Here is a 1,633-nt window from a genome sequence, read left to right on the forward strand (position 1 = left end):
CCGTCGAGCCGGCGGCGTTCGAGACCGCAACGTAGACGTTGTTGGCGAAGGCCATCGCCTTCGAGATGACGACCTGCTGCTCTTTCGCCGGGTACATGTAGCCCTGGCAGCGGATGATCAGCTCGGCGCCCCGCATGGCGCAGTCGCGCCAGATCTCCGGGTAGTTGCCGTCGTCGCAGATGATCAGGCTGATCTTCAGTCCCTTCGGACCGTCCGACACGTAGGTGCGGTCGCCCGGATACCAGCCCTCGATCGGGGTCCAGGGCATGATCTTGCGGTATTTCTGGACGATCTCGCCCTGGTCGTTCATCAGGATCAGGGTGTTGTAGGGCGCCTTGTTGGGGTGCTCCTCGTGGCGCTCGCCGGTGAGGGAGAACACGCCCCAGACCTTGGCCTCCCGGCAGGCGGCAGCGAACACCTCGGTCTCGGCGCCCGGGACCGTGGAGGCGGTCTCGTACATCTCGGCGGCGTCGTACATGATGCCGTGGGTCGAGTATTCGGGAAAGATCACGAGGTCGAGGCCGGGCAGGCCGCTCTTCATGCCGACGATCATCTTGCCGATCGCCTTGGCGTTCTCCAGCACCTCCGCGCGGGTGTGCAGGCGCGGCATCTTGTAGTTCACGACGGCGACGCCGACGCTGTCCTGGCTGGACGAGATGTCTCCGTGCATCATGGCGTGATGTCCTCCTGAGGATTGTTGCGCCGAGGCGCGCCGTGACCCTCCCCCCTCTGCGGGGGAGGGTACCCTGCGCAGCAGGGGGGAGAGGGGCAGCGCGACGCGGCAGGATCGCGCGTCCGTCGCGACAAATCCGGATGCGGCGCTCCCCTCTCCCGACCCTCGCTGACGCGAGGGCCACCCTTCCCCACAGAGGGGGGAGGGCCATGCGCGTCCGACTTAGTGGCTGATCATCCAGGGCCGCGCCTTCGGGAAGCTCTTGGCGGCGGCCGGGGCCGCGGTCGCCTTTTTGGGGGTGCAGCAGCCGCAGCCGGCCCCGTGGCTCCCCGAGCGACGGGGCGCGTGGCGGCTGCGCTCGTTGGTGGCGTGGGCGGCCCGCAGCCCCGCATCCATGCCGGCGATGCGCGGCGCGGTGAGGAAGGCGCGCTGGCTCGAGCTGCCACAGTCCGGGCAGGCATGCGGATCGCGGAACTCGGCCATCGGCCGCATCACCGTGAAGGGACCGCAGGCCTCGCAGGCGTAGTCGTAGACGGGCATGGCGACGCTTTCAGAAAGGCTGCCGGATCAGACCGCTGTCGGGCGAAACGCGGGTTCCCTCTCCCGTGCGGGAGAGGGACAGGGTGAGGGATGCGACCTCTCCGGAAAGACCGGGTCCCTCACCCCAACCCTCTCCCGCACGGGGGAGGGGGCAGGTCGCGTCCGATGAAAGCGGGCGCGACACGCAGCAGACGGCCTGATCACAGATCCGGCGAGAGCGGCATCTGGATCGAGCCGTCTAGGAACTGGGTCGGTCCGTCGGCGCCCGGGTTGATGTCGAACTCGAAGATCTTGGTCGGTATCCAGAGCGTCGCGCACGCGTTCGGGATGTCGACCACGCCCGAGATGTGCCCCTGACCGGCGCCGTGCCAAGGATCGAGTAGGCCTGGGCGCCCGAATAGCCGAACTTCTTGAGGTACT

At 68.0% G+C, this 1,633-nt stretch carries 2 protein-coding genes and 1 pseudogene; all 3 read right to left on the minus strand.

Going from position 1 to position 1,633, the window contains the following annotated elements:
- On the minus strand, positions 1–673 hold a 673-nt coding region (locus I53_RS18750; protein WP_043353429.1), incomplete at its 3' end, for an aliphatic amidase.
- A 222-nt stretch (positions 674–895) separates the two neighbouring features.
- A complete protein-coding gene (locus I53_RS18755) occupies positions 896–1,213 on the minus strand; it encodes an FmdB family zinc ribbon protein (protein ID WP_043353431.1) in 318 nt (105 codons plus the stop codon).
- 200 nt (positions 1,214–1,413) lie between these two features.
- Positions 1,414–1,633 (minus strand): annotated as a pseudogene (locus I53_RS31520) (acetamidase/formamidase family protein); the annotation flags it as partial.

Origin of the sequence: Methylobacterium sp. B1, from assembly GCF_000333255.1 — a bacterium.
Lineage (GTDB): Bacteria > Pseudomonadota > Alphaproteobacteria > Rhizobiales > Beijerinckiaceae > Methylobacterium > Methylobacterium fujisawaense.